This window comes from Peribacillus muralis, from assembly GCF_001439925.1.
Taxonomy (GTDB): Bacteria; Bacillota; Bacilli; order Bacillales; family DSM-1321; genus Peribacillus; species Peribacillus muralis.
Map to the genome: position 1 here is coordinate 129,006 of NZ_LMBV01000010.1, position 22,250 is coordinate 151,255.

Sequence of the window (22,250 nt, forward strand, 5' to 3'; positions counted from 1 at the left end):
CAATTTCTGACTGACACGCTTTACATTTGAATTCTTTTGGAGTGCTTTGATCTCTTTAGCTGAAAATGTTATTTTACTCATGACGTCTCCTAGTCCCGTATTGTGAAATGTAAGTATAAAAAAATACCTGTAGATAAAACACTCTTTTTCAAGTGTCCTAACTACAGGTACCAGTTTAATTCCCTTCCTTCTTTTTTTATACATAATACATGATCGTGACGAGAATGGCTGTAATGAGAATACCCGGAAGCAGGTTTGCGACCCTGATTTTGGTGACACCTATGATGTTCAGGCCTATCGCCAATATCATGACTCCGCCAGTTGCAGTCATTTCGAGTATGAAGGAATCCATTAGTGCAGTTGGTATCATCGCATTGATCTGCCTTGAGAAGATTGCAAGGAAACCTTCATAAATGATGATCGGAAATGCGGAAAAGAGGACACCGATGCCTAGCGTGCTAGCGAGTACCAGTGCGGTAAACCCATCAATGATCGCTTTCGTTAGCAAAACATCATGATTATTCCGGATTCCGCTATCAAGGGCACCGATGATGGCCATCGCCCCGATCCCAAATATGAGCGTAGCCGTCACAAATCCCTGTGATATGGAACTACCTTCCTTCGCCTTCATCCTTCGTTCGATCCAATTGCCTAAAGAATTCAGCCTAGCCTCAAGATTAATCCATTCGCCGAGGACAGCTCCGCCTACAATGCTTAAGATGACAAGAATGAAGTGCTCACTTTTCAATCCCATCTGCAAGCCTAAAACCATGATGGCTAAACCGATTCCGCTCATGACCGTTTCTTTTATTTTTTCAGGTATACGCTGTAAATACATTCCTAAAATCGACCCGATTATAATGCACGCACCATTTACCAAAGTTCCTAATAATACCATCTTATTCACCTGATTTTCGACAGTTAAAAAAAAATCGACATATTATTTTCCAAGTTAAGAGGAAAGGTTCTCTTGATCAATTAAGTCCAGAATTCTCTCTAAATCTTCTTTTGAAAAAAATTCGATTTCTATTTTCCCTTTTTTCTTGCTTTGCTTTATCGTTACACTGGTTCCCAGTCTTTCACGCAAGCTTGTTTCCCGTTGTTTTATGAATATATCTTTTTTCTCTTGTTTCTTTTGTTTCGTTTCACGTGAAACAGAATCGTTCAGTTGATGTATGTATTGCTCCAGCTGTCTTACATTCATTCCTTCTTTGAGGATTTTATTCATTACTGGCTCAAGCATTTCCTTGTTCTTGATACCTAGTAATGCACGACCATGTCCCATCGACAGCTCCCCTGCCGAGATATGGCTTCTTATCCCTTCAGGCAGGGAGAGCAATCGAACATGGTTGGCAATATGAGGCCTGCTTTTCCCTAGCCGATTGGCCAACTGCTCCTGGGTGAATCCCCATTTCTCTAACAGCGTTTGATAGGCAGCCGCTTCCTCGATCGGATTTAAATCCTCCCGCTGCAGGTTTTCCAAAATCGCCAGCTCCATCATCTGCTGTTCATCCAAGTCCCTCACAACGACTGGAACTGTCTTTAAACCAGCTTCCTTCGCTGCACGATAGCGTCTCTCGCCGGCCACGATTTCATAACCCTTAATACTTTTCCGGGCAATAATCGGCTGTAATATCCCATGCTCCTCGATCGATTGCTTTAATTCTTCTATTGCTTCAAGCCGGAAGTTCTTTCGAGGCTGATAAGGATTTGGCCTTAATTCCCTTAATTTGATTTCGCGCACGATTTCATCTTTACTGATTTCTCCATTATTGAAGATTGCGTTAAGTCCTTTGCCAAGTCCTTTAGCCATTTGATACCACTTCCTTTGCCAATTCTAAATAGACCTCCGCTCCACGTGACTTCGGATCATAAATGATGATTGGTTCTCCATGGCTCGGTGCCTCGCTCAAACGCACATTGCGGGGTATGATCGTTTGATAAACTTTATCCTGGAAGTACTTTTTGACTTCTTCAATGACCTGGAGACCTAAATTCGTTCTCGCATCCAGCATCGTCAATAGCACACCTTCGATTTTCAAATCATGGTTTAAATGCTTTTGGACGAGACGAACCGTATTCAAGAGTTGACTTAAACCCTCCAATGCATAATATTCGCATTGAACAGGAATCAAAACGGCATCAGCAGCCGTTAAGGCATTAAGCGTGAGCAGGCCTAGAGATGGAGGGCAGTCGATCACAATGTAATCGTATTGGCTTTGCACCTCTTCCAATGCCCTTTTTAAGCGCACTTCCCTTGATATGGTTGGGACAAGTTCAATTTCAGCACCTGCAAGTTGAATGGTCGCAGGTATGGCATATAAGTTTTCCACCTTTGTTTCCAAGATGACGGTACTGGCTTCGACGTCATCCACCAATACATCATAAATACACTGCTCCACATCAGCTTTATCAATACCTGCACCGCTTGTCGCATTTCCCTGCGGATCGATATCGACCATTAAGACTTTCTGCCCTATGTAAGCAAGACAAGCACTTAGACTGACAGAAGTTGTCGTTTTTCCAACACCGCCTTTTTGATTGGCAATGGCAAGAATCTTACCCACGAATTCACCTGCTTTCAACTATCTTCAACACGCCAAACTTAATCGCTTTTACCGTAAATCGATTTATTTCTTTCTATTTTATCATGAAAATTACTGGAAGAAATCGTTTTCTTCAATTCCTCATGAAAATTGAAATATGCCTACACGGCACAAAAAATCGAAAAAAAGGGAACATTCGAAGTCGATAAGACTTGCGCAAGCAAGAAAAAAAGCTTGGTAATCGGAGACTACCAAGCTGAGCCAAAAATGGGGATTAAGATTTCTTTTTCGGTATTTTAATCGTGAACTGATAATACTCCTCGAATTCTTCTTCCTCTGCATCCAAGTTTATTCCATTGTCTGTAACCATGCTGAGCGATTGTCGGATCGTATTCACGGCAATCCTCATGTCCTTACTGAACGCCTTCCGCTTAGGCTTCGGCTTTTGCACCGTACCTGTCAGAAGCTTGACGACCTGCTCTTCCGTCTGCTTGACGTTCAACCCCTTTTCGATGATTTCCAAAAGCAGTTTGACCTGCTTTTCCGGATTTTTCAACGGTATCAACGAACGGGCATGGCGCTCCGTAATTTGCTTTTGAAGAAGTGCATCTTGAACCTCCTGGGGCAGCTTAAGCAGCCGCAGCTTATTCGCAACGGTAGATTGTCCTATTCCCAGTCGTTGTGCCAGGGCCTCTTGGGTTAAACTATGAAGCTCCAATAGTTTACCGTAGGCCAATGCTTCTTCAATCGGTGTCAACTCTTCACGCTGCAGGTTTTCTATCAGCGCAACGGAAGCCGTTTCTGTATCGGTGAAATCCTTGATAATTGCAGGTGCCAATTCCCAGCCCAGCTTTTGCATGGCCCGAAAACGGCGCTCACCTGCTATTATTTCATATTTCCCCTGTCCGTAAGCCCTTACTACGATCGGTTGAATGATCCCATGAGTATGAATCGTTTGAGCCAATTCAGCAATTTTATCGTCATTAAAAACGGTCCTTGGTTGAAATCGATTAGGCACAATATCAGAAATGGATATTTTTCTTATTTCTTCATTATTGTTGCTAGGTGTCTCCATCTCTAGTTGCTGTTCTTCTTTTTCGCCAAACCCAAAGAACCGCGAAAAAGGATGCTTCATCTTCCTACACCACCTTTTAAAACTCCCAAATAACATATTCTCTATTTAAAGGACAAGTCCTGCATACATTTCCCGACATGGTTATACATATGGTCCTTCACTGTAAAAAACATGTCGACTGGCGTCATCAAGGCAATATGAGAAGTGGACGACCAGTAATTATCTAATTCTGTCGGCTTGCCCCGGATTATTTCCCTATAAACAAAATGGAAATATCGCCGACTTTCCCGTTCTGCTTTGAAAGATTGGCACAAGGACGATATGGTGCCAAAATTCGCCTTCATGCTAGCTTATATGAATGAAATGATATCTTTATAGTAAAACAAAACGGGAACATGTGCCAGCTCAATACGTAATTCAACTAAAGGTCATTCAATGGGCTGTTTATTCGGTGTCCCTGGTTTTCTTGGGTATTTTTTTGGTGTTTTCTTCACCTTTTTGACAGTAATGATGTTTCTTTCACTATTTTCCTCTGGCAACGTGAAGTGATGAATTTCGGAAATTTCCCCGCCTAAAGTAGAAATCGCCTTTTTTCCTATGTCCATTTCATCCTGGGCACTAGCGGCTTTCATGGCGATGAACGTGCCCTCCGGTTTAACGAGAGGCAAACATAATTCACTCAAAACGGACATTCTAGCTACAGCCCTTGCCATGACAATATCATAGCTTTCGCGATGCTCCGGATTTTGGGCGAAGGTTTCCGCCCGGTCATGATAGAAGTAAACGTCCTTTAATTGCAGGGAATCTGCAAGATGATTCAAAAAAGAAATTCGCTTATTCAAAGAATCAACAATCGAAACGGAGATAGCAGGGAAACAAATCTTCAATGGAATACTCGGAAATCCCGCTCCAGCCCCAACATCGCAAATTCGATATGGTTTGTTGAAATCGAAATAAAAGGCAGCACTGATTGAATCGTAAAAATGCTTAAGATACACCTCTTCTTTGTCAGTGATGGCCGTTAAGTTCATCTTCTCGTTCCATTCAACCAATAAACGGTAATAGGCGTCAAACTGATCCAGCTGGTAAGGAGAAAGCTCGATCCCTTTCTCCTGCAGTGCTTGTTGGAACTGTTCTATATTCATGTTTTCTTCAATCCTTTTCGGGTATTTCCATTACTGAGATAGTCTGGAAATCTTTCCTTGTTCCAAATAGACAAGCAAGATCGATACATCGGCGGGATTCACACCGGAAATTCTTGAAGCTTGCGCTACAGATAGCGGGGTGACCTGCTTTAATTTTTGACGTGCTTCCGTTGCGAGACCAGAAATGGCATCATAATCGATATTCTCTGGAATTTTTTTATTCTCCATTTTTTTCAGGCGGTCGACCTGCTGTAATGATTTTTCTATATACCCTTCATACTTGACCTGGATTTCGACCTGTTCCGTCACTTCATCGCTAAGTTCGACATCACTTGGAGCCAAACTTTGAATATGGGAATAGTTCATTTCAGGCCGTTTTAATAAGTCGGATGCACGGATTCCATCCTTCAGCTCACTGCCGCCACTGGCAGTGATGACCTCTTGTACCTCTTTAGTCGGCTTGATGAAATGTGATTTCAGTCGTTCATTTTCCTGTTCGACCGCTGCTTTTTTCGAAAGGAAACGGTTGTAGCGTTCTTCCTTAATCATTCCGATATTAAATCCAATTTCCGTTAAGCGTAAATCGGCATTATCATGACGTAACAATAACCGATATTCTGCCCGTGAAGTCAGCAATCGGTAAGGTTCATTGGTGCCTTTCGTTACAAGGTCGTCAATGAGTACCCCAATATAGGCATCGGAACGGCTTAAAATCAGCTCTTCTTTACCTATTGCATTCAATCCAGCATTAATACCGGCCATCAGACCTTGGCCAGCTGCTTCCTCATAACCTGACGTGCCGTTAATTTGTCCAGCCGTATACAAATTCTTAACCTTCTTCGTTTCCAAGGTAGGCCAAAGCTGGGTAGGGACGATTGCATCATATTCGATTGCATATCCTGCACGCATCATTTCAGCCTTCTCAAGTCCCGGGATCGTCTGAAGGATCTTCACTTGCACATCTTCAGGCAGACTGGTGGATAACCCTTGCACATAAACTTCCTTCGTATTGCGACCTTCTGGTTCAAGGAAGATTTGGTGACGCGGTTTATCATTAAAACGAACGACCTTATCTTCTATCGATGGACAATAACGAGGTCCCGTTCCTTTTATCATTCCGGAATACATAGGCGAACGGTGTAAATTATCATCAATCAGCTGGTGCGTTCCTTCATTCGTGTACGTTAACCAGCAAGGCAATTGATCGGTGATGAACTTTGTCGTTTCATAAGAGAAGGCACGTGGCACTTCATCGCCAGGCTGTATTTCCGTTTTGCTGTAATCGATGGAAGAGCTATTGACACGCGGCGGTGTTCCCGTTTTAAAACGGACCAAATCAAATCCTAGTTGCTCCAAATGTTCAGAAAGCCTGATGGAAGGCTGCTGATTATTAGGACCGCTTGAGTATTTCAGTTCGCCTAAGATGATTTCACCACGTAAATAAGTTCCTGTCGTGATTACGACCGTTTTCGCACGATATACCGCTCCTGTTTTTGTGATGACACCCGTACAAATGTCGTTTTCTATAATTAATTCCTCTACCATTCCTTGAATCAAAGTAAGATTTTCTTGGTCTTCTATCGTCTTTTTCATTTCTTGTTGATAGAGAAATTTATCTGCCTGGGCACGCAATGCACGGACGGCCGGACCTTTTGCCGTATTCAACATCCTCATTTGAATATGAGTCTTGTCGATATTTTTTCCCATTTCTCCGCCTAAAGCGTCAATTTCCCGCACGACGATTCCTTTTGCCGGTCCACCAACGGAGGGGTTACACGGCATGAAGGCGACCATATCCAAGTTAATGGTAATCATCAACGTTTTAGCGCCTACCCTTGCAGCGGCTAGGCCTGCCTCACTACCAGCATGTCCAGCTCCAATTACAATGACATCATAGCTACCTGCTTCGTATTGCATGTCTTCTTCCTCCTTTTACACTTATTTTCCTAAACAAAATTGTGAGAACAGTTGGTTGATTAAATTATCCTGGACGCTTTCACCAATAATTTCTCCAAGGAGCTCCCATGCTTTCGTGAAGTCAATTTGAACCAAATCAATTGGCGTACCCATTTCAATCGCTTCGATTGCATCGGAAATTGAATGTAGAGCCTGTCCGAGTAAAGCTATATGCCTCGCATTGGAAACATACGTTAGATCTCCCGTTTCTAAAGCACCTGCAAAAAATAATGAAGCGATGGCTTCCTCCAATTCATCGACTCCTTGATCTTCAAGTAATGAAGTGGAAACAACTTTGTGGGATGCTGCATATTCCTTAACCTTTGCCATATCGATTTTTTGCGGAAGATCCGTTTTGTTAATGATGACGATGACATCCATTCCCTCGACAGCCTGGAATAGCAACTCATCCTCAGGAGTAAAAGCATCGGAAAAATTCAATACGAGCAGAATTAAATCAGCCTCTTTCAACACTGCACGAGACCGTTCGACTCCAATTCGTTCAACGATATCTTCCGTTTCCCGAATTCCTGCAGTATCGACAAGTTTAAGCGGAACACCGCGAACATTTACATATTCCTCGATTACGTCACGTGTTGTTCCGGGAATATCAGTCACGATTGCTTTATTTTCATGAACCAAGCTGTTAAGCAAGGAGGATTTTCCGACATTCGGTCGCCCTATGATAACTGTCGCAAGGCCATCACGGAGGATTTTTCCTTGCTGGGCTGTATGAAGCAGCTTTTCGATTTCGTTCTTCACATAACTGCCTTTTTCCAAAAATATACGATGTGTCATTTCTTCGACATCATCATATTCCGGATAATCTATGTTTACCTCGACTTGAGCGAGGGTTTGTAAAATTTCTTGACGAAGGCTTTGGATTAATTTTGAAAGCCTGCCTTCCATTTGACCTAAAGCAACATTCATCGCTTTATCCGTTTTAGCACGAATTAAATCCATGACGGCCTCCGCTTGGGAAAGATCGATTCTTCCATTCAAGAAGGCCCGTTTCGTAAATTCACCCGGTTCCGCAAGGCGAGCCCCTTGTGAAAGAATGAGCTGTAATACCCGGTTGACCGAAACGATACCACCGTGACAGTTTATTTCGACTACATCTTCCCTTGTAAACGTCTTCGGCCCCTTCATGACCGAAACCATGACTTCCTCTATGATTTCGCCTGTTTTAGGCTGGATAAGGTGGCCGTAATGAATCGTATGTGAATTGACCTCCGTCAACGCTTTTCCGCCTGGTCCTTTAAATATCCCATCGGCTATTTCTATGGCCTCATCACCGCTTATTCTAACGATGGCGATTGCTCCTTCCCCTAAGGGTGTAGAGATAGCGGTGATTGTATCGAATTCCATGTTTTCACCTCTTATATATTGATGTTTCCCTAATATTTTAATAATAAAATCGTCGAATCCCTAAATTACTACAATACCATAGTATATTCATGAAAAAAAGTAGATACTCCTTCCTTTCAAGAGTTATCCACACGCAACGCATCCATATTCTGTAACATTCATTTTAACTTATCCACATGTGAATAACAAATGTGGCCATCTGCCTCTTTCTTCGATTCCTTGACCGATTTTTGGGACCATCGTAAGGAAACGTGTCGGTTCTTGTTGAATGAGCTTTATTAATACTACCGTTCGACAAAAAAACTTATAGGTCGCCCTAAAAAAAGAACCCCTGCTAAAAAGCAGGAGGTTCATTTAAGCGGTGTGATGATCAAATGGCGATATGGTTCCGTGCCACTTGAAGTCGTTTTGATTGTTGAGTATTGCAAGAGTGCATGATGAATGATCTTACGTTCATAGGATGGCATCGGCTCCAGTGAAACGGCCTTCCCGGTTTTCACCGCTTTGTTTGCCATTCTCTCAGCCAACTGGATTAGCGTATCCTTGCGTCGATTTCGATAATCTTCTGCATCGACAGCAATATTCAGAAACTGCTTCGAATGGCGATTTGCAACAAGCTGCGTTAAATATTGAAGGGAATTTAGCGTTTGACCCCTTTTCCCAATCAATAATGCAATTTTATCACCTGATAATTGGAATGTTACGTTCTTCCCTTTACGTTGGACATCGATTTTTGCATCGACCCCCATCTGAAGGCTGACATTCTTCAGGAATTCAAGTGTCTCTTCGATGGGATCAGGAGGCAATGTCACATGGACAATGGCCTTCCTTGCTCCAAATAAGCCGAAAAACCCTTTTTTGCCTTCATCTTCAATTTCAATCTCGACGCGATCCTTCGTGCTGTTCAGTTGAGCTAAAGCTAAATTTACTGCTTCTTCGACAGATTGTCCTGTAGCAGTTACTTTTTTCACTTTTTCTTTGCCCCTCCCGCGTTTTCCGCAGCTGCTTTTCTAAGATCCGGTCCTTTAATGAAATATGTTTGAACGATACCAAAAAGGTTACCTACTACCCAGTAAAGAGAAAGAGCAGCGGGGAAATTAATAGCAAAAACAACAATCATGATCGGCATGATGTAAAGCATCATCGTCATTTGTGCCGCCATTGTTGGATTGGAGTTCATTCCAGCCATCGACATTTTCTGTTGGATGAAAGTCGTGATACCTGCAACGACCGGTAAAATATAGTAAGGATCCGGAGAGCCTAAATCAAACCAAAGAAAACTATGTAAGGCAATTTCTTCCGTACGGCTGATGGCATGGTAAAACCCGATTAAGATCGGCATTTGCACCACGATCGGCAAGCACCCTGCCAAAGGATTCACATTATATTTTGAAAATAGAGCCATTGTTTCTTGCTGTAGTTTTTGTTGAGTGGCAGCATCTTTTGAGCTGTATTTTGCTTGAAGTTCTTTCATCTCAGGCTGAATGGCCTGCATTGCTTTAGAGCTTTTAACCTGTTTAATCATAAGTGGAAGTAATGCTAAGCGAATGATTAACGTGACACCGATGATACCTAAACCATAGTTTTCACCGAATGTTTCAGAAAGCCAAATGATTAGGGCTGATAATGGATAGACAATGTATGAATTCCAAAAACCTTCACTATCCGCAGTAATTGGTTCTTTAATTTCCGTACACCCAGCTAACAGCATCATTATCGAGGCTAGTCCAATAATGAGTAATATTCGTTTTTTCAACCGTAATTTCCTCCTAACTGCAATCAATCTTTTTTGAAATAATTAGCGAAAGACAAGCCGACATCTGCGAGGGATGCTTCGCTTCCGCCATATAGGGGATTTCATTGTTTTTTCTTTGAAAAGTTTAGTGATTTAGAACGTTTCAGGACATGGATCAAGCTGCTTTTCACCTGGAAAAAGTCCATCTCCGCCGCTGGTTTTCGAGCAATCACGATATAATCCTTACCTTCTTCTATATCTTCTTTCAATTCCAAAAACGCTTGCCGTATGTATCTTTTGATTTGGTTCCTTACAACGGCATTGCCGATTTTTTTACTGACCGAAAGTCCGATACGGAAATAATCCTGACCTGGCTTTTCTAGGACATAGACGACGAATTGCCGATTAGCAGAAGATTCACCTTTTTTAAATACAAGCTGAAATTCATCCTCTTTCTTAATCCTTAACTTTTTTTTCATTTTTACACCTTCATTACATGAATTGAGTCTCAGTAAATCCCTTATTTTGCGAAAAAAGACCACTGAGACTTTTCAGTGGTCTATGCAGATAATACTTTTCTGCCCTTGCGGCGACGTGCAGCGATTACTCTACGTCCGTTTTTCGTGCTCATACGTGCACGGAAACCGTGAACTTTACTATGTTTACGTTTATTCGGTTGATAAGTTCTTTTCATTATATGACACCTCCCTGAGGAATAACAGTTAAAGACAGTCTTTACAATTATATAGATGGAGGTTTCTACTTGTCAACCTCATCCAGAAAAAATATGTTTTTCTTGTTCAAATGTCCAGTGGGCCTTTTTTTACTACCTAGCCTATTGTAAATGATTTTGCTCTGAACTGATATAGAAATTTTTGGTGAAAGGAAAATTTACATCATTTTTTCCATGAGCACAAATATGAGATTCACCAGTAATCCCCCTTGATAGACACAACTTTCGACAAATAATAAGAAAAAGCTGTTATTGCATACTTGTGGCTATTCACCAAATAGTTCCGTGTTGCTGATTTCCCCTCCAATGTTCGCTTATCCACCTTAATTTAAACAACAACGAAAAAAGCCTAAAGAAAAACCTCCATCTATATCCTGGAGGTTTTATCGCTTGTACAAAGGAGATCAAATAAAATCATTTGGGCCCAAAATCTAGCTCTGTGGATAAAATTCGACATGTTTTTTTCTATCCACAGCCCGTTTCATTGACTTTTGCACATAACAATAGCCTGTGGAAAAGTTTTTCCCACACGAGCGGTATGTTGTGGATAAAGTTTTCTAGCCCATTGCAAGACGCCTGATTTTCTGATATTATATTTGTGTTTTCACTCTGAATAACTTTATCAACAGGTAACGGTTATCCACAGACTGTGTATAACATGTGGATAGCTTATTCGACCTGTGTATATTATTTTGTCCACAGATGGTGGATATTGTCGAAAACCCTTTTTTCTTCTTTATTATATATTTTACTAAATACCTGTTGATGAATAAACATCCAAATCTACATCGGTTAGCAAGATGTAGTTTGTACAAAGGTTGTACAGTGCAATATCTAGTAATAGGGACACTTCATTTCACAACATAACATCCCTTATACAGCTCACCGAACCTTTGCTGTCCAATTGTATATAAAGACGGCAATCGATGAGTTTATTTGTGCATACATTCATTCATAAAAATATTTTGCAAAGGAGGGATAAGTTTGGACAACATCGATAGCCTCTGGAACCAGGCGCTCGGAAAAATCGAAAAAAAAATCAGTAAACCAAGTTTTGAAACTTGGCTTAAATCAACCAAGGCATATTTACTTCAGGGTGATACATTAACAGTCACCGCTCCTAACGAATTTGCCAGGGATTGGCTCGAAGAACGGTATTCCCATCTTATTTCTGATGTATTGTTTGAACTTACCGGTGAGGAATTGGAAGCAAAATTCATCATTCCCCCTAATCAAGAAGACGATGATTTTACCGTACCGGTTCAGCCTAAAAAGATTAAAAAGCAAGATAAAGAGCATGCTGCATTCCCACAGCATATGCTGAATGCGAAAAATACCTTTGATACGTTTGTCATCGGCTCCGGCAATCGTTTTGCCCATGCCGCGTCTCTCGCTGTCGCAGAAGCTCCGGCCAAAGCCTATAACCCCTTATTCATATACGGGGGCGTAGGTCTCGGAAAAACTCATTTAATGCATGCCATTGGACATTATGTTCTAGAGCATAATCCGAATGCAAAGGTCGTATATTTATCGTCCGAAAAATTCACGAACGAATTCATCAATTCCATCCGGGACAATAAAGCCGGGGAATTCCGGGATCGTTATCGAAGCGTGGACGTTTTATTGATTGATGATATTCAATTCCTAGCGGGAAAAGAACAAACCCAAGAAGAATTTTTCCATACATTCAATGCCTTGCATGAAGAAAGCAAGCAAATCGTCATCTCAAGTGACCGCCCGCCAAAGGAAATCCCTACACTCGAAGATCGGCTCCGCTCCAGATTCGAATGGGGATTGATTACGGATATAACACCTCCTGATCTTGAAACGCGGATTGCCATATTACGTAAGAAGGCAAAAGCGGAGGGACTGGATATTCCGAATGAAGTTATGCTCTATATCGCGAATCAAATCGATTCGAACATCCGTGAGCTCGAAGGGGCACTCATTCGCGTAGTAGCTTATTCTTCATTAATCAATAAAGATATCAATGCAGATTTGGCTGCTGAAGCATTAAAGGACATCATTCCAAGCTCTAAACCTAAAATCATCACCATCCTAGAGATCCAAAAGACGGTCGGTGAGCATTATAGCGTCAAGCTGGAGGATTTCAAGGCAAAAAAACGGACTAAATCGGTAGCATTCCCAAGGCAGATCGCCATGTATCTTTCCAGGGAGTTAACGGACTCATCGCTGCCTAAGATAGGTGATGAATTTGGAGGTCGCGATCATACGACCGTTATCCATGCACATGAAAAAATTTCTAAGCTCATGCAGACGGATACCCAGCTTCAACGTCAGGTCAAAGAAATACAGGATCAGTTAAGGGTATAATCTTATTCTGGATAATGTGTATAACCGACGACTACTTACACACAGTCTGTCCACAAGTGGATAGACTGTTTTTCCTTAGCTCGAATCGACTTATCCACATATCAACAGGCCCTACTACTATTACTACTATCTTTTTTATAAAAATTATTAATAAATATGCCTATTTGGCATTTAAAAAATTGGAGGATGAAACATGAGATTTATAATCCAAAGAGATCGATTAGTTCATAGTGTCCAAGAAGTTATGAAAGCAGTCACATCCAGGACAACGATTCCAATTCTAACTGGGATAAAAATAACCGTTACGAGTGAGGGTGTCACATTAACAGGAAGTGATTCCGATATTTCGATCCAATCATTCATTCCAGCCGAAGTCGATGGAGATGAAATCGTTGAAGTGAAAAAAAGTGGCGGTATTGTCCTGAATGCCCGTTTTTTCAGTGAAATCGTCAAAAAACTGCCGATGGATACAGTCGATATTGAAGTGGAGAATAACTTTCAAACGAGTATCCGCTCAGGTAAAGCTGAATTTAACTTGAATGGATTGGATCCTGAAGAATATCCACATCTGCCGATCATTGAAGAAGAAAACATGTTTAAACTGCCAACAGATCTTTTGAAGACGCTTATCCGTCAAACTGGCTTTGCTGTGTCCACGTCAGAAACACGGCCAATCTTGACAGGTGTAAACCTAAAAGTTCAAGATGATGAATTGACCTGTATTGCAACAGATAGCCATAGGCTGGCAATGCGGACGGCCAAAATAGAAAATAAAATTAACGGGACCTATAGCGTTGTCATTCCTGGTAAAAGCCTGAATGAATTAAGTAAAATCCTTGATGATACAAACGAACTGATAGAAATCGTCATTACCGAAAACCAAGTTCTTTTCAAGGCTGAAAATTTATTGTTCTACTCAAGATTGCTCGAAGGGAATTATCCCGATACATCCCGCTTGATCCCATCGGATAGCAAAACGGATGTGACCGTCCATACGAAAGATTTTCTCCAAGCAATCGACAGGGCATCCTTATTGGCGAGGGAAGGAAGAAATAATGTCGTTAAATTGACGACCCTTGAAGGCGGCATTATCGAGGTATCCTCCAATACTCCCGAAATTGGTAAAGTAATCGAAGAGGTCCCGGCTGAAGCCATTGAAGGGGAAGATCTGAAAATCTCCTTCAGTGCCAAATTTGTGATGGATGCTTTAAAGGCCTTGGAAGGAACCGATATAAAAATAAACTTCACTGGTGCGATGCGTCCGTTTGTCATCCGTCCGCTTCATGATGATTCGATGCTGCAATTGATTCTTCCAGTTCGAACTTATTGAAGGTAAATAATATCCTAGAATAATTAAAGGCTTGTTTAACGGGCCTTTAATTTTTTTATATCCAAATATAATCAGCAATGGTCGCTCCCTCAGCAAACGAAGTAAATGTTAAAAACAAGCGCTTAAAAAGCAATACTTTGTCTTAATGGGATTTTTTTAGTAAAATGAAATATTAAAGACTACTTGGGTAGGAGTGAGACAAGGAAATGGAATCCATAAAAATCAGCACGGAATATATTACACTTGGACAATTTTTGAAATTGGCCGATTTGATTCAAAGCGGCGGGATGGCAAAATGGTTCTTGGGCGAATATGAGGTTTTCATCAACGGTGAATTAGATGTGAGAAGAGGCAGGAAATTAAGGTCCGGAGATAAGATAGAGATTCCTGGATTTGGAACTTTCACAATTACAAGCTAAAACATAAGGGAAGAGCGGAATATGTATATTGAGAATATAAGTTTGAGAAATTACCGCAACTATACCGAATTGAATCTCGACTTTGAAAATAAAGTCAATGTTATCCTCGGAGAAAATGCCCAAGGAAAGACAAACGTCATGGAATCTATATTTGTTTTAGCGATGGCGAAATCCCATCGGACCTCAAATGATAAAGAACTTATTCGCTGGGATGAAGAATATGCTAAGATAGAAGGCAGAGTAAGAAAGAGAAATACCTCAATACCACTTGAGCTGACCATTTCAAAAAAAGGGAAAAAGGCGAAGTGCAACCATATTGAACAAAGAAAGTTAAGTCAATATGTCGGCAATATGAACGTGGTCATGTTTGCGCCTGAGGATCTAAACCTTGTAAAGGGCAGTCCTATAGTCAGACGCCGTTTTATAGATATGGAAATTGGCCAGGTTTCTCCCGTATACCTTCATGATATGAGCCAATATCATAAAATACTTCAACAAAGAAATCATTACTTAAAGCTTTTGCAGACCCGGAAACAAACGGATACGACAATGCTTGATGTACTAACTGATCAATTCATCCAGTATGCAGCGAAAATTGTCGAAAGAAGATATGAGTTTCTTTTAAAGCTCCAGCAATGGGCGGAGCCGATCCATTCGGGAATCTCCAGAAATCTAGAAGTATTGAAAATCCAATATAAACCGTCGCTTGATGTATCAGAATCTATGGATTTGACGAAAATGATAGAAGTATACACAGAAAAATTTGATAAAATAAAAACAAGGGAAATTGAACGGGGTGTAACGCTGGTCGGTCCTCACCGTGACGACCTGGTTTTTTTTGTGAATGACCGTGATGTCCAGACATATGGTTCACAAGGACAGCAGCGTACAACCGCACTATCTCTGAAGCTTGCCGAAATTGAACTGATTCATGAGGAAATTGGCGAGTATCCCATTTTATTATTGGATGATGTGTTATCGGAACTTGACGATTTCCGTCAATCCCATTTATTGAATACGATACAAGGGAAAGTGCAAACATTCGTGACGACACCCTCCGTTGATGGAATCGATCATCAAACCCTAAGAGAAGCGTCCACCTTTTATGTTAGTCAAGGAAGTATAAAAAAGATTAAATGATGAGGTGAATGTATGTATCTCCATATTGGTGAAGACATTCTTGTGAAAACGGACGATGTCATAGCCATTTTAGATAAGAAGCTGCTCCAGTCCTCTCCAATCATGAAGGAGTTTTTGGATAAAAAGGCTGATGTAACGTCCCATTTAGCAAAAAACTCGGTTAAATCGATTGTAGTGACGGATAAGCAGGTCTATTATTCACCGCTTGCTTCGTCGACGTTGAAAAAGCGGTCGCTGCAGCAATCGTTATTGATCGATGATATAGATGTTCTTTCAATTTAAGCAATAAGCGTAATGATCGCTCCTGAAAAATGATAAATGCCAAAAGAAAAGTGTAGGTGATACGAATGACAATGGAACAAAAAGAAGTACAAGCTCAGGCATACGATGAGAATCAGATACAGGTTTTGGAAGGCTTAGAAGCAGTTCGTAAACGTCCGGGGATGTATATCGGAACGACCTCTGCAAAAGGACTTCACCATCTTGTTTGGGAAATTGTCGATAACAGTATTGATGAGGCACTAGCGGGTTTCTGTACGGAAATCAAAGTGACGATCGAAGAAGACAATAGCATAACGGTAGTCGATAATGGACGGGGAATTCCAGTCGGAATCCATGAGAAAATGGGACGTCCGGCTGTGGAAGTCATCATGACCGTCCTTCATGCCGGAGGAAAGTTTGGCGGCGGGGGCTATAAGGTTTCCGGTGGTTTACATGGTGTAGGTGCTTCAGTAGTTAATGCCTTGTCCACGGTATTGGAAGTGTATGTCCATCGTGAAGGCAAGATCCATTATCAGCAATTCAACCGTGGGGTTCCTAAAGAAGATCTGAAGGTTATCGGTGAAACCGATCATACAGGTACGACGGTACACTTCATTCCTGATGGCGAAATTTTTACTGAGTCGTTGGAGTACGATTTCGACACGTTATCCACCCGTATCCGTGAGCTTGCGTTCCTGAATAAAGGCCTGAAACTGATCATTGAAGATAAACGCGAAGAAGAAGAGAAAATCAGGGAGTATCACTACGAGGGTGGTATCAAGTCCTATGTTGAGCATTTGAATCGTTCAAAAGAGGTCCTGCATGAGGAACCGATTTTCATGGAAGGCGAGAAAGATGGAATTTCTGTCGAATTAGCACTGCAATATAATGACAGCTATATCAGCAATGTCTTTTCATTTGCCAACAATATCCATACTTATGAAGGCGGTACGCATGAATCAGGCTTCAAAACGGCTTTGACACGGGTCATCAATGATTATGCACGGAAAAATGGTCTTTTGAAGGAAGCCGATTCCAACTTCTCTGGTGAAGATGTCCGGGAAGGTTTAACGGCCATCATTTCGATTAAGCATCCTGAGCCTCAGTTTGAAGGTCAGACGAAAACCAAACTGGGAAATTCTGAAGTAAGAACGGTTACCGATTCCATCCTTTCGGAACGGCTTGATTCCTTCTTATACGAAAATCCTGCAGTGGCCAGAAAAATTATCGATAAAGGTCTGATGGCAGCAAGAGCCCGTATGGCAGCTAAGAAAGCCCGTGAATTGACACGAAGGAAAAGTGCTCTGGAAGTATCCAACCTACCGGGTAAATTGGCAGATTGTTCATCTAAGGACCCGGCTATCAGTGAATTGTACATCGTTGAAGGAAACTCGGCGGGAGGATCGGCCAAACAAGGACGTGACCGCCATTTCCAAGCTATTTTGCCGCTAAGAGGTAAAATCCTGAACGTTGAAAAAGCACGATTGGATAGAATCCTGCACAATGAGGAAATAGGTACGATCATCACAGCACTTGGAACAGGCATTGGCGATGAATTCAATATTGAAAAGGCTAGATACCATAAAATTGTTATCATGACCGATGCGGATGTGGATGGAGCCCATATCAGAACGCTGATGTTGACATTCTTCTACCGTTATATGAGAAAAATTATCGAGTATGGATATATATATATAGCTCAGCCGCCACTTTTCAAAATCCAGCAAGGGAAAAAAGTGGATTATGCTTATAATGATCGGCAGCTTGAAGAAATCATGGCTAGTATGCCAAGTACTCCAAAGCCTAACCTGCAGCGTTATAAAGGGCTAGGGGAAATGAATCCAGAGCAACTATGGGAAACGACGATGAACCCTGAAACGCGGACGCTGCTTCAAGTCAGTTTGAAAGATGCTGCCGAGGCAGATGAAACTTTTGAGATGTTGATGGGCGACAAGGTTGAGCCGCGACGTAATTTCATCGAAGAAAATGCAATTTATGTAAAAAATCTCGATGTTTGATTTTTTGACAGGATGCTTTTACATCCTGTTCTTTACATAGCGCACGAACAGTTAAAACAAAACGAGAGTATAAGCTTTTTATAGGAGGTTGGCTCCATGTCAGAAAATGAAAGATCAGGTGTAAAAGAAATAAATATAAGTACCGAGATGCGGACATCTTTTTTGGATTATGCGATGAGCGTTATCGTGTCTCGTGCTTTGCCTGATGTAAGGGACGGTTTAAAACCGGTACACCGAAGAATTCTTTATGCAATGAATGATCTTGGAATGACTTCGGATAAACCATTTAAAAAATCTGCCCGTATTGTCGGGGAAGTAATCGGTAAATATCACCCGCATGGTGATTCAGCTGTATATGAAACGATGGTACGGATGGCGCAGCCCTTTAACTATCGTTACATGCTTGTCGATGGTCACGGCAATTTCGGTTCGGTCGATGGAGACCAAGCTGCCGCTATGAGGTATACAGAGGCAAGGATGTCGAAAATTTCGATGGAGCTGCTTCGTGATTTAAATAAAGAAACGGTCAACTTCCAGGATAACTATGATGGTTCAGAAAGAGAACCAGCCGTTATGCCAGCCCGTTTCCCTAACCTGTTGGTGAATGGTTCATCTGGTATAGCAGTGGGAATGGCAACCAACATTCCGCCACATCAATTAGGTGAGGTAATTGATGGCGTATTGGCCATAAGCAAAAATCCTGAAATTACGATACCGGAGTTAATGGAATTCATTCCAGGGCCCGATTTTCCGACAGCCGGGTTAATCTTAGGAAGAAGTGGAATAAGAAAAGCCTATGAAACTGGAAAAGGGTCGATCATTCAACGGGCAAGAGTTGAAATTGAAGAAAAACCTAATGGAAAACAGGTTATCCTCGTTAAAGAAATCCCGTATCAAGTCAATAAAGCAAGATTGATTGAAAAGATTGCGGAACTTGCCCGGGACAAGAAAATCGAAGGCATCACCGATTTACGAGATGAATCGGATCGTAACGGCATGCGCATCGTCATGGAGCTGCGCAAGGATGTTAATGCAAATGTCCTTTTGAATAACTTGTATAAGCACACTGCCATGCAGACAACCTTCGGGATCAACCTGCTTGCCTTGGTGGACGGACAGCCAAAAGTATTGAATTTGAAACAATGCCTGCAATACTACTTAGAGCACCAGCAAGTGGTCATACGGCGCAGGACCGAATTTGAATTGCGCAAAGCGGAGGCCCGTGCCCATATTTTAGAAGGCTTGCGCATTGCGCTCGATAATCTGGATGCGGTGATATCGTTAATACGTGGTTCCCAAACGACTGATATTGCACGCGTTGGGTTAATGACACAGTTTTCACTATCCGAAAAACAGGCGCAAGCTATTTTGGATATGCGTCTACAACGTTTAACTGGTCTGGAACGTGAAAAAATCGAAGATGAATATCAAGCATTAATGGCTATTATTGCCGAATATAAAGCGATCCTTGCAGATGAGGAAAAGGTTCTTGAAATCATTCGTGAAGAGCTTCTTGAAATCAAGGACCGTTTTAATGATAAACGAAGAACGGAAATCACATTAGCAGGCTTTGAAAGCCTGGAAGATGAGGATTTAATCCCAGAGGAAAATATCATCGTGACCCTTACTCATAACGGTTATATTAAACGTCTGCCGGCAACGACATACCGCAGCCAAAAACGTGGCGGCCGGGGGATACAGGGCATGGGAACGAATACAGATGATTTCGTCGGTCACTTGTTGACCACTTCGACTCATGACACGCTATTATTCTTCACGAACAAAGGTAAAGTATACCGTTCAAAAGGATATGAAATACCTGAATATGGCAGGACCGCAAAAGGCTTACCGCTCATTAACCTATTGGAAGTGGATAAAGGGGAGTGGGTCAATGCCATCATACCGGTGAAGGAATTCGCCGATGATTGGTATCTATTCTTCACGACACGCCACGGGATATCGAAGCGAACCCCATTGTCATCTTTTGCGAATATCCGTAATAATGGTTTAATCGCTTTAGGTTTACGGGAAGATGATGAATTGATTTCGGTCCGTCTTACGAATGGAGAGAAACAGATCATTATCGGAACGAAGTCCGGGATGATGATTCGATTCCCAGAGACGGATGTCCGGACGATGGGCCGTACTGCAGCGGGAGTGAAAGGGATTTCCTTAAGGTCAAAAGATGAAGTGGTGGGCATGGAAATTCTTGAAGATGACGAAGAAGTCCTGATTGTTACGAAAAATGGTTATGGAAAACGGACCTCTGCGGAAGAGTACCGTATTCAAAGCCGCGGCGGCAAAGGGATAAAAACGTGTAATGTCACGGAGAAAAATGGTGAACTCATTGCCGTGAAAACCGTTACCGGAGAAGATGAGGACTTGATGCTGATTACAGCTGCAGGTGTATTGATCCGGATGGAAGTCGAAGGCATATCCAAAACAGGCCGTAATACTCAAGGGGTCAAACTCATTCGCCTTGAATCCGCAGACAATGAATACGTCTCGACAGTGGCCATCGTTGGAAGAGAAGAAGAGGAAGTAGATTTAGAGGTAGATCCAACAGTCGATCAAGAAACTGTATCGGAACCTACTGTTGTGAGCGAAAATGAAGAAACGGAAAAAGATACCGAAGAATAATGATTCCGCTAAACGATCCAGCTAAAATGCTGGGTCGTTTTTTTGTTTTTGAGTAAAAGGTCACGGTTATTATGTTCGGAAGGTGAGTTGGGTTAGGTATATAATCATAAAAAAGATAGTTTATACCATGTTTTTCAAGTAAAATGAAATCTATCAAAACTATTATCGAGGTGGACCATTTTGCTAGTGAAAACGCGCTATTTAACGGAAGGCTGTATTCTTTCCAAGGAAATTAGAGGCCTCTCCGACCGTCCCATCATGTATGAAAAAACAGTCTTGACCGCGGAGTTAATTGAGGCTTTACAAGCTTTTTTTATAACGGAGGTAAGCGTTGATAGAACTTTGATCGACGGAAAACGATTTTTTCCGAAAGAAGTGATAGATCCTGAATTGGATCAAGTGGAAGAGTCGTCCGATTTTACCGAATTATATCTAAAGTCCATCCAAGCCTATAAGCGATTATTCAGGAACTGGCAGGCAGGCAGCAAGGTAGATGTGGCAATGATTCGTTTAATCATGATTCCATTATTGGATAAAGCTTTAGAGGAACCACGAAATATTTTAATGTTGCACCACTATTGCAATAAGGAAGACTATTTGTTTCACCATGCCATTTCAATTGGGTTGATAGGAGGGTACATTGCCTCCAAGATGAAATGCAGTAGGGCCGATGTCTATCAACTGGCCATAGGCGGATGTCTGGCTGACTGTGGGATGGCAAAGCTACCACCCAAGTTATTAACTAAAACGGAAAGTCTGACTGTCGAGGATTACGAGGAGATTCACGAGCATCCTATTTTCAGTTACAAAATGATAAAAGATAGTTCCATCATTAAGGATAGTATGAAGACAGCCATTCTAGAACACCACGGAAGGTTGGATGGAACAGGTTACCCCAAAAGCTTGAAAACAAAGCCCATGAACTTATTCTCAAGAATCATTGCCGTTGCAGATGTCTTTCATGCGATGACCTCTGAAAGGACATATAGGGGAAAACAGTCTCCCTTTAAAGTATTGGAAATGATCCTGCACGATGAATTCGGTAAGTTTGATATAGAAGTAGTGAAGACCTTGTTATCAAGCTTTGCTAGCATTTCAATAGGTAGCAGTGTCAAGCTGAACAATGGCTTAATTGCAGAAATCATGTTCATTGACGCCAGTCACCAAACAAAGCCAATCATCAAGGTGAAAGATAGTGGGCAAGTCATTAATTTAAGTCTAACCCGGGAGTTATATATTGAAGAAATACTCTAAGAGTTAACAGGAAGGCCTACTCCTGAAAAGATATGCCCAATGTCTTTTTAGGGGGAGGGCCTAGATGCCGATTCTCTATCTTTCATTTAATTTAAAATAACGCTTGCTTTTGTTTCCGATACTAGATATAATAACTAAGTCGACAGCGAAAGAAAAAAAGTTGTTGACAAAAAATAATATATTTGATATATTATTAAAGTCGCTTCTGAGGAAACGATAAACAAATCGCTCTTTGAAAACTGAACAAAACAAAGCGCCAACGTTAAATTTTAAGTGAGCACACACTATTAAAAAAG

General features: G+C 41.6%; 21 protein-coding genes. 8 read left to right on the forward strand and 13 right to left on the reverse strand.

Annotated elements, in window-relative coordinates; genetic code table 11:
• From ASU00_RS26245 to rpmH, 12 genes are all read right to left on the reverse strand, one after another.
• A partial coding sequence (locus ASU00_RS26245; protein ID WP_236712733.1) for a hypothetical protein occupies positions 1-204 on the reverse strand: 204 nt, incomplete at its 3' end.
• The gene (locus ASU00_RS14255) at positions 197-898 is read right to left on the reverse strand and encodes a DUF554 domain-containing protein (RefSeq protein ID WP_057914134.1); all 702 of its coding nucleotides are present in this window, start codon (positions 896-898) and stop codon (positions 197-199) included. The genes ASU00_RS14255 and ASU00_RS26245, both read right to left, overlap by 8 nt.
• A 54-nt stretch (positions 899-952) precedes the next feature.
• On the reverse strand, positions 953-1,813 hold the full coding sequence (locus ASU00_RS14260; RefSeq protein ID WP_057914135.1) for a ParB/RepB/Spo0J family partition protein: 861 nt from the start codon (positions 1,811-1,813) through the stop codon (positions 953-955).
• The gene (locus tag ASU00_RS14265; RefSeq protein WP_057914136.1) at positions 1,806-2,567 is read right to left on the reverse strand and encodes a ParA family protein; all 762 of its coding nucleotides are present in this window, start codon (positions 2,565-2,567) and stop codon (positions 1,806-1,808) included. Before ASU00_RS14265 ends, ASU00_RS14260 begins: the two co-directional genes overlap by 8 nt.
• 253 nt (positions 2,568-2,820) lie before the next feature.
• Positions 2,821-3,681, reverse strand: a complete 861-nt coding sequence (gene noc / locus ASU00_RS14270; RefSeq protein WP_057914137.1) for a nucleoid occlusion protein — start codon at positions 3,679-3,681, stop codon at positions 2,821-2,823.
• A 368-nt stretch (positions 3,682-4,049) separates the two neighbouring features.
• Entirely contained in the window at positions 4,050-4,766 is a 717-nt protein-coding gene (rsmG, locus tag ASU00_RS14275) for a 16S rRNA (guanine(527)-N(7))-methyltransferase RsmG (RefSeq protein ID WP_057914138.1), read from the reverse strand.
• Positions 4,767-4,796: 30 nt separating this feature from the next.
• The gene (gene mnmG / locus ASU00_RS14280) at positions 4,797-6,683 is read right to left on the reverse strand and encodes a tRNA uridine-5-carboxymethylaminomethyl(34) synthesis enzyme MnmG (RefSeq protein WP_057914139.1); all 1,887 of its coding nucleotides are present in this window, start codon (positions 6,681-6,683) and stop codon (positions 4,797-4,799) included.
• Between the two features lie 21 nt (positions 6,684-6,704).
• The gene (mnmE, locus tag ASU00_RS14285; protein WP_057914140.1) at positions 6,705-8,090 is read right to left on the reverse strand and encodes a tRNA uridine-5-carboxymethylaminomethyl(34) synthesis GTPase MnmE; all 1,386 of its coding nucleotides are present in this window, start codon (positions 8,088-8,090) and stop codon (positions 6,705-6,707) included.
• Between the two features lie 350 nt (positions 8,091-8,440).
• Entirely contained in the window at positions 8,441-9,061 is a 621-nt protein-coding gene (gene jag, locus ASU00_RS14290) for an RNA-binding cell elongation regulator Jag/EloR (protein WP_057914141.1), read from the reverse strand.
• Positions 9,058-9,846, reverse strand: coding sequence for a YidC family membrane integrase SpoIIIJ (gene spoIIIJ / locus ASU00_RS14295; protein ID WP_057914142.1), 789 nt, complete (start codon positions 9,844-9,846; stop codon positions 9,058-9,060). The genes jag and spoIIIJ overlap by 4 nt, the downstream gene beginning before the upstream one ends.
• A gap of 101 nt (positions 9,847-9,947) precedes the next feature.
• Positions 9,948-10,304, reverse strand: a complete 357-nt coding sequence (gene rnpA / locus ASU00_RS14300; protein ID WP_057914143.1) for a ribonuclease P protein component — start codon at positions 10,302-10,304, stop codon at positions 9,948-9,950.
• Between the two features lie 80 nt (positions 10,305-10,384).
• Entirely contained in the window at positions 10,385-10,519 is a 135-nt protein-coding gene (gene rpmH / locus ASU00_RS24565; protein ID WP_081092489.1) for a 50S ribosomal protein L34, read from the reverse strand.
• 1,023 nt (positions 10,520-11,542) lie between these two features.
• Between rpmH and dnaA the strand changes: the two genes are divergently transcribed.
• The 8 genes from dnaA (at position 11,543) to ASU00_RS14340 (ending at position 21,954) form a co-directional block, all read left to right on the forward strand.
• Entirely contained in the window at positions 11,543-12,892 is a 1,350-nt protein-coding gene (gene dnaA, locus ASU00_RS14305; protein WP_057914144.1) for a chromosomal replication initiator protein DnaA, read from the forward strand.
• A gap of 193 nt (positions 12,893-13,085) precedes the next feature.
• A complete protein-coding gene (dnaN, locus tag ASU00_RS14310; protein WP_057914145.1) occupies positions 13,086-14,222 on the forward strand; it encodes a DNA polymerase III subunit beta in 1,137 nt (378 codons plus the stop codon).
• A 206-nt stretch (positions 14,223-14,428) separates the two neighbouring features.
• Positions 14,429-14,641 (forward strand): S4 domain-containing protein YaaA, encoded by a 213-nt coding sequence (gene yaaA, locus ASU00_RS14315; RefSeq protein ID WP_057914146.1) that lies wholly within the window; start codon positions 14,429-14,431, stop codon positions 14,639-14,641.
• Positions 14,642-14,662: 21 nt separating this feature from the next.
• The gene (gene recF / locus ASU00_RS14320) at positions 14,663-15,781 is read left to right on the forward strand and encodes a DNA replication/repair protein RecF (protein WP_057914147.1); all 1,119 of its coding nucleotides are present in this window, start codon (positions 14,663-14,665) and stop codon (positions 15,779-15,781) included.
• Positions 15,782-15,793: 12 nt separating this feature from the next.
• Positions 15,794-16,063 (forward strand): extracellular matrix regulator RemB, encoded by a 270-nt coding sequence (remB, locus tag ASU00_RS14325; RefSeq protein WP_057914148.1) that lies wholly within the window; start codon positions 15,794-15,796, stop codon positions 16,061-16,063.
• Positions 16,064-16,134: 71 nt separating this feature from the next.
• The gene (gene gyrB, locus ASU00_RS14330) at positions 16,135-18,060 is read left to right on the forward strand and encodes a DNA topoisomerase (ATP-hydrolyzing) subunit B (RefSeq protein WP_057914159.1); all 1,926 of its coding nucleotides are present in this window, start codon (positions 16,135-16,137) and stop codon (positions 18,058-18,060) included.
• Positions 18,061-18,156: 96 nt separating this feature from the next.
• Positions 18,157-20,700: a DNA gyrase subunit A gene (gyrA, locus tag ASU00_RS14335; protein WP_057914149.1), complete on the forward strand. Its 2,544-nt coding sequence runs from the start codon at positions 18,157-18,159 to the stop codon at positions 20,698-20,700.
• A 186-nt stretch (positions 20,701-20,886) separates the two neighbouring features.
• Positions 20,887-21,954: an HD-GYP domain-containing protein gene (locus tag ASU00_RS14340; RefSeq protein WP_236712737.1), complete on the forward strand. Its 1,068-nt coding sequence runs from the start codon at positions 20,887-20,889 to the stop codon at positions 21,952-21,954.
• 75 nt (positions 21,955-22,029) lie between these two features.
• Here the strand turns inward: ASU00_RS14340 and ASU00_RS26250 are convergent.
• Positions 22,030-22,250: hypothetical protein (locus ASU00_RS26250; RefSeq protein ID WP_236712734.1), on the reverse strand; the 221-nt coding region annotated here is incomplete at its 5' end.